Origin of the sequence: Acinetobacter sp. (assembly GCF_049284435.1) — a bacterium.
Classification (GTDB): domain Bacteria; phylum Pseudomonadota; class Gammaproteobacteria; order Pseudomonadales; family Moraxellaceae; genus Acinetobacter.
Map to the genome: position 1 here is coordinate 23,398 of NZ_JBAPXX010000083.1, position 7,136 is coordinate 30,533.

The following is a 7,136-nucleotide window of genomic DNA, read 5'->3' on the forward strand; positions in this document are numbered from 1 at the left end:
TTGGGTAGATCATGGTCGAGAACCAACCACAGCCAGAACAAGAACCACAAGCTAACGTTGTGCCGAAAAAGCGCCGTATATTCAGAAGCATCCTATTGTCGGTGCTTTTCTCGCTGATTTTTCTGCTGTCTGTGCTGGCTCTACTGTTTTCGACCAATCAGGGCAGTAAATTCCTGCTGGATCAGGTGCTGCAACGCCAGCAAATTATTCAATATGAATATGAAGGCGGCAATTTATGGCGCGGGATTATTCTTAAAAATGTGCTGGTCAGCCTGAAACCAGTCGATGTCAAAATTGATCGTGCTGATGTCAAGCTGGGTTGGCGCGCAATTGTCAAAAAAGAAATTCATCTGACTGAAGCCGATGTCCTCAATCTGCAAATTATTAACAAGCGACCTTCAACGGGCGAACCGTTCAAGTTCAATGCTATCCGTTTGCCTTTTATCTTGCGTGTCGATCATTTGCTATTGGATCATCTGGTGATTAAAACCCAGACCAATGCAGTCGATTTCTATAATATCGAATTAAATGAGGCACTCTGGTCCGGCACCGAATTAAATTTTGAAGATTCCCGTATGGACATGGGCTATCTGTCGGTACGTGAAGCCACGGGTAAAATGCAGTTTGAAGGCAAATATCCTCTAGATGCCACGGGCATAGTCAATCTGCCTTCCTTAAGAGACAGCTTGAATATTCATGATATTCAGGTGCGGGCACGCGGAACGCTGGACACCATCCAGGCTGGCGTAGCGACCAATACGCCTGATTTATTAACCGGTTGGGTTGTCGTGCATCCTATGCGTCCTCAGGTACCGATGCGTGGCGAGTTGAAGTTCAAGGATTATCACTGGCCTATTCTGGCCGAACAGAAACTGTTTACCAAAGACGGCATTGCCGAGTTCAATGGTGATATCAAGCGTCTGGACCTGAATGTCCAGACTGACCTGATTGGGGAAAATATTCCGCAAGGTCAGTATAGTGCGGTGATGTATACCGATCTGGTCAATCAGCTGAATATTACCGATCTGAATGGTCAGTTGATGAAAGGCGCAGTCACCCTTGCCGGGACAGTGGGCTGGAAAGACCGGGTCAGCTGGGATTTGGCTGGACGCTTAAATGGGATTGATCCTAAGCACGAGCGCATTCCGCAAGTCGTACAAGATTTCTTGCCACCAAGTTTGGATGCGAATATTGCTTCTGCGGGTAACCTGGAAAATGGCCTGCACCTTACCGGACTAGTTGATTTCGACCGCTATGAAAGCTGGAGTCTGAAGCTGGATCAAAACCCGGTCAAAGGCAATAAAGCGCAGCCGATGCTGCTGGATGTTACCTGGAAAAATATTGATCGCGCCGTACCTTATGTAGGCTGGCTCAGCAGTGAGTCTGGCGATGTCAAATTGGCATTGGTCGAAGGTCAGCAGAATATTCATGTGGCGACTAAAGTCGAGCAGCATGAAGAAGGTCTTCTGCCTGCAGGCATGTATCAGGCCAAACTCAATCTGAACAAAAATATCCTGAATGTCCCGAGCTTTAATTACAGCGCCAATGCACAGGCAGGTAGCTTAAGCGGCAATGCACGGATTGAACTGCCACAGGAAAAACGTCAGTTAAAATGGACCGCAGTATTAAATGCCAAAAATTTGAATACCCAAAGTATTGCTGCAGCTTCACCGGTAGATCGTTTGAATGGCCAGGTTAAAGCCAATGGTTATGCGCAACCGAATCAGCAGATTATTAAATTGAATAGTGTCGACCTGACCGGACGACTGGCGGAGCAGAATGAAACCGTACGTTTGACCGGAAACAGCACCATTGCCTTGTTATTCCATAATGAAAAAGCGGGTGGCGGATTTAAAGGTTATGCGGTCAATTATGATGGTGCTTTAAATGCCAGCCAGCTTAAAGCCAGTCAGGGTATGCTGAAACTGCGCGTTTCAGGCACCCCAGAAATGTTGAAGATAAATGAATTCCGTCATGATGGTGTGGCTGGCAAGATTAATGCCAGCGGTCTGGTCAATCTGGCGAATGGCATTGGCTGGGATATCAATGCATCTTTAATCCGTTTTAAGCCGCAATATTTTAATGCCAAACTGAAAGGCGAATTGTCAGGTAATGTGCAAACCCAAGGGGTGTGGTCAGATGCCTTAAAACGCATTCAGATTCAACGTTTAAATCTGGCCGGTATGCTGAATAACAAACCAGTTCGTGGCACAGGTAATTTATCGGTCATCATTAACTCAAATCAGCGCGGTTTTGTACCACAGCAGTTTGAAGCCAATAACCTGTTCCTGTCTTATGCCAGCAACCAGATTCAGGCGACCGGTAATGCACAAAATCTCCAACTGAAAGTCAATGCGCCGGCCCTGTTTGAATTGTATCCGGGCTTAAGAGGTCGTGCGCAGGGCTATATCAATATGCAGGCACAACCACGTTTGCAGGCTTCGGCTAATCTGTCTATCGACAATTTTGCCTTTAAAAACCTGTTTAGCGTGCAGAAAGTTCGTGTTCGCGGACAGTTGCCAACATCGCAAAGCACACCAACTTTATTGACCGCGACAATGGATCGCCTGCGTAGCGGTTCACGCGAGATTGTACGTGGTGAGATATCACTGGCCGGTACCCGTGCTGCACACATTCTCAAAGTGCAGGCAGAAAACCGCCTGTCAAAATTCTTTGTGCAGCTCGCCGGTGGCTTTAATGCCCAAAATAACTGGCTGGGTCAGATTCAAAAAGGTGATTTTGACTCTTTACGTGCCCGTCTGGTGCAGCGTCAAAATGCAGCAGTGATTTATAACAGTGCTCAATCGGATCTGTTTGTTGGTGCTCATTGCTGGATGAGTCAGCAAAGCCAGTTGTGTTTTGATCAGCCGATTCGGGTCAACAAAAACCGTGGTAGTGCCTCTTTTATTACTCAAAACCTTGATCTGGAAGACTTCAGTGCATTCCTGCCTGATGGATTGGCGTTGACGGGTAAAGTCAATGGTTATGCCAAGGCTGCCTGGGCGCAAGGTGCTAAACCTAAAATTGACGCACGTCTGGTGACGCGTAATGGTGTGGTGGGCCTATCTTCTGAAGATCCAGATTATTTGGGTTCTACACTGAAATATGATGAAGTCGGTCTGGTGGCAAAAAGCGTGGCAGATGGCTTGCAACTTCGGCTGGACGTTAAAACACCGGATATCGGAACCGGATATGCTAATGTCATCATTGATCCATATCGTGACAGTAAACCGATGCGTGGTGAAATTGCCTTTAACCAGGTACGGCTCAAGGTCTTTAAGCCATTTATTCAGGATATCCGTAATCTGGACGGGATATTATCTTATGCCGGAAAAATTAGCGGAACTTTAACGGATCCTTTACTTGAGGGTGAGGTTCGGGTCAAAGATGCTTCGATCAGCATGATCTCCTTGCCGGTGAACTTGACCAACCTACAACTTTATTCATCCATACGTCAGAATTCTGCCAGCATCAATGGCGCATTTAACAGTGGTCGTGGTGTGGGTAAATTAACCGGATCGGTCGACTGGAAAGGCGATCCGCGAGTGCAGTTAAAACTGCAAGGTGATAATCTGCTGATTCGTCAGGCACCATTAATTACCGCTGTGGTGACACCTGATTTAACTCTGGACATGTACCCATTTAATAAAAAACTGAGTCTGAGTGGTACAGTCGATGTACCGCGTGCATTGATTTCAATGCCTGAAGCCTCAGAACCTGTAGTCGGTTTATCTTCAGATGTACGTGTCGTGCGTGAAGGTGATGATCAACTAGCGATCTTGAAGTCGGCACGTCCTTGGGATATCCGGGCAGATGTCGCCGTTTCCTTAGGGAATCAGGTAATCTTCCAGGGCTTTGACAGCCGTATTCCGCTATTGGGTCGAGTCAATCTGTCACAGCGTGGTCTGGAAACCGCAATGCGTGCCAATGGTGCGATCGGGGTATCGCAACGAGTGAAAATCGAAGCCTATGGCCAAAGTCTGGACCTAAATCGTGCTATCGCGCGTTTTAATGGTGAACTTACCAATCCGACACTGGACATTGATGCCAATAAATCGGTTCAGGGTAGTACGGTCGGGGTACGCGTAACAGGGACGGCATCGAGTCCAAGTATTCAGATCTATAATGATGCGGGCTTGTCAGAACAGGAAGCCTTGAATGCCTTGATTACCGGTCGTGTCAATGAAGGTGTATCTGGTTTAAGCCAGGCTGAAGGATTTAGATCCGATGTGAATAATACGATCGCTGCTGCGGGGATCAGTCTGGGCTTGGGTGGCACCCGCGCACTGACCAACCAGATCGGGCGCAGTTTTGGCTTAACTGGTCTAGCTCTGGATGCGCAGGGTACAGGAGATGATACCCAGGTTTCTGTAACTGGTTATATTACGCCAGATTTATATCTGCGCTATGGGGTCGGGGTATTCACACCAGTGAATAAGCTGACTTTACGTTATCAGGTAAATCAGCGTCTGTATTTAGAAGCGAGTCAGTCTTTAGAGCGGGCAATTGACTTATTCTATAATTGGCGATTCTAGTGGATTGAAAGTTCAAATGCTTATAAGTTTTTATTTTATATAATTTTTTATGAGTATAAGTCTACATTTAATTTTTGGGTGTAGACTATATGTAGGCTATTGAGTAATTTCAGGCTTAAAATGCAAGTGTCAAATTTGTAGATTAAGCCTGAAATGAAACTCAACAAGACTAATGTTGATGCTATTGCATTGACTGAAAAAGGGCAAGCCATCTATCGTGACTCAGACTTAATTGGTGTTGCAGTCCGGGCTACCACTAAAAGCAAATCTTATATCATTGAGCGCCGGCATGCTGGAAAGTTATTCCGTGTGGCACTAGGTAAGACTAATGAGATTACGCCTGCTGAAGCCAGAAAAAAGGCTCAGTCTATTTTGGCTGACATCTCTAATGGTATTTTTGAAAAAAAGAAAGATGCTCTAAATGATGAAATGACTTTAAGCCAGGCATTTGACCTTTACTTAAAACAGCGAAAATTAAAACCACTCTCAATCACCACATATAATCACTGCATTGATAATTTTCTTTCGGACTGGAAAGATAAGCCTATTTTTGGGATTAGCAAAAAGGATGTATTTGACCGGTTTATTAAATTGACTGAATATAGCCCTACTCAAGCCAACCTTACTTTGAAAATGTTCGGCTCTATCTGGCGATTTGCCCAGGTGCATTGTTCCAGTGATGAAAACCCAATTCTCAAGCACAACCCGGTCGATGTGATACCTGCGAAACGTGGATGGAATAAAACCAAGGCCCGGACCCGCCATTTGGATGAAAGCAATATTCATACTTTTTACAATGCAGTCCTGAATTACTTCACTGAACGCTCTTTATATGAAGATGCCTCCAAGAATGCCGCGCGTGATCTGGTGTTATTCATCATGTATACCGGGTGCCGCAGAAACGAGGCTCAAACCTTGAAGTGGGAAAATGTAGACATCGAAAAAGGCTTGTTTGTATTTAAGGATCCGAAGAATGGTGATGACCATTTACTGCCAATGGGTGACCACCTTTTTGAGATTATCAAACAGCGTTATGAGTTACGAAGAAATGACTATGTTTTCCCGGGTTCCAATATGACTTCAAGTGCAAAACATATTGCAGGTGCTCAAGGCTTACTAAGAACTATTGGTGAGCAGACTGGTATCCAAATCTCATTGCATGATTTGCGTCGAACTTTTGCCACCATCTGCAATAATTTGGATTATGGCCCATATACCATCAAACGACTTTTAAACCATCGTTCCGGCGCAAAGAATGATGTGACTGGTGGATATGTGCAGGTATCACTCAAAAAATTACGGCTTGCAATGAATGACATTGAAGCCGTGTATCAGGGTAAGCTCAACTGCTTCGATTAAGAGGCAAGTTGAGCTGTATTCATTACAATTTGTCGCTCTTGATAGGCTAGTACGTCCGATTTCTTGTAAGTGACGCATCGACCCACCTTTGTATATGGAATCCCACCACCTACACAGCGCAAGCGCTGCAAGGTGTGGATAGAGCAGGATAGGTAAATTGCCACATCTTCCTGCAGAAAAAATTGTTGATCTGGTGCAGTAAGGAAACGGTTCAAGCGGACATCTTTATCTTGCTGCGACATTTCATTTAGCTTAATTTTCACGACACCTCTCCCAAACTCAGCCTTACACTTAGGCAACCCAAACACATCTTTAAAAGCCTTATCAAATTCACCGCTTGCAATAAACTGATCAATGCAGTTTTCAGGCTTTTGATGCTTTTCGAGGTAGTTGCTTAATGCTGCATATATGCCGTTCGAATTATCCTTGGTCACACCAACATGAACCTTGTCACCGATGCTCTTAACCGAAAACCCAACATCAAGATTTGAAGTATCAATGATTTCCATAAATGGCACGAATTCGTCCTGATTAAAAATCAGATCAAATGGCATTTCTTTATGCAGCTCATCACAAACATAGTTAGCCAATTGAAGTTTGGTTAGTTGAATTTCAGTCATTGGCTGGCTCCTGTGCTTCGATCATGGCTTGCTTCACATAAGCGTCATACAAGCTATATGGCAAAAAGGCATCACCTTTGTGTTCTTTCACAACCGCCATAACCATTGTCTCAGTTGGCTTGATTGGCATAAGAACAAATCCTTCCGGCACCGCTTGGGCTTTGGCTTGCCATGACAACCACCCGCTATTAACTACTTTTGCTGAATGATTACAGACAATTTCACAATCATCTTCGCTTACATATTTATTTTTACTTTGGTCAAATACCACACTATTAAGATAAGGCTTAATGTGTTTTTGAGCCTCAAACGCTTCTCTTTCTTTCTGAATATCCATCACGCCACCTCATAGAAGCGCTTACCGGGAAAACCCATTTGAGTTGCGCTACAGCTCGGACATTACTCAACAAGGGTAAGTATGCACGGTACATCACTAGCGAAGATCTGGCATAGCGAATCATGAACGCATGGGAGCAGCCGGACGCTACAGAAAAATCTGTGATTTATGACTTCAGCCAGTATGACCTGTTAATCCTGGATGAATACGGACTACATGACCGCGATAAGCGTCGTGAGTTAATTCACAAGGTTTTGTATGCACGCTATGACCGCATGAAGCCGA

At 44.9% G+C, this 7,136-nt stretch carries 4 protein-coding genes and 1 pseudogene; 3 read left to right on the top strand and 2 right to left on the bottom strand.

All coding sequences use genetic code 11. The annotated features are described in order from the left end of the window. Nucleotides 1-11 precede the first annotated feature (11 nt). Nucleotides 12-4,535 (top strand): translocation/assembly module TamB domain-containing protein, encoded by a 4,524-nt coding sequence (locus tag WAK81_RS07830; RefSeq protein ID WP_422196367.1) that lies wholly within the window; start codon nucleotides 12-14, stop codon nucleotides 4,533-4,535. Between the two features lie 153 nt (nucleotides 4,536-4,688). Continuing rightward, nucleotides 4,689-5,894 (top strand): tyrosine-type recombinase/integrase, encoded by a 1,206-nt coding sequence (locus WAK81_RS07835; RefSeq protein WP_422196368.1) that lies wholly within the window; start codon nucleotides 4,689-4,691, stop codon nucleotides 5,892-5,894. Here the strand turns inward: WAK81_RS07835 and WAK81_RS07840 are convergent. Both WAK81_RS07840 and WAK81_RS07845 read right to left on the bottom strand, forming a co-directional pair. Next, nucleotides 5,891-6,514 (bottom strand): helix-turn-helix domain-containing protein, encoded by a 624-nt coding sequence (locus WAK81_RS07840; RefSeq protein WP_422196369.1) that lies wholly within the window; start codon nucleotides 6,512-6,514, stop codon nucleotides 5,891-5,893. The two genes, WAK81_RS07835 and WAK81_RS07840, sit on opposite strands and share 4 nt — an antisense overlap. Further along, nucleotides 6,507-6,851 carry a hypothetical protein gene (locus WAK81_RS07845; protein WP_422196370.1) on the bottom strand — a complete coding sequence of 115 codons (345 nt, stop codon included), beginning with the start codon at nucleotides 6,849-6,851 and terminating at the stop codon, nucleotides 6,507-6,509. The genes WAK81_RS07840 and WAK81_RS07845 overlap by 8 nt, the downstream gene beginning before the upstream one ends. Before the next feature lie 23 nt (nucleotides 6,852-6,874). On the opposite strand from WAK81_RS07845, the pseudogene WAK81_RS07850 reads away from it, so the two are divergent. Beyond that, nucleotides 6,875-7,136, top strand: a pseudogene (locus WAK81_RS07850) (ATP-binding protein); the annotation flags it as partial.

Bases quoted from the DNA above. Each gene is read 5' to 3' on its own strand.
- WAK81_RS07835 (WP_422196368.1), top strand. From the start codon at position 4,689: ATGAAACTCAACAAGACTAATGTTGATGCTATTGCATTGACTGAAAAA.
- WAK81_RS07830 (WP_422196367.1), top strand. From the start codon at position 12: ATGGTCGAGAACCAACCACAGCCAGAACAAGAACCACAAGCTAACGTT.
- WAK81_RS07845 (WP_422196370.1), bottom strand. From the start codon at position 6,851: ATGGATATTCAGAAAGAAAGAGAAGCGTTTGAGGCTCAAAAACACATT.
- WAK81_RS07840 (WP_422196369.1), bottom strand. From the start codon at position 6,514: ATGACTGAAATTCAACTAACCAAACTTCAATTGGCTAACTATGTTTGT.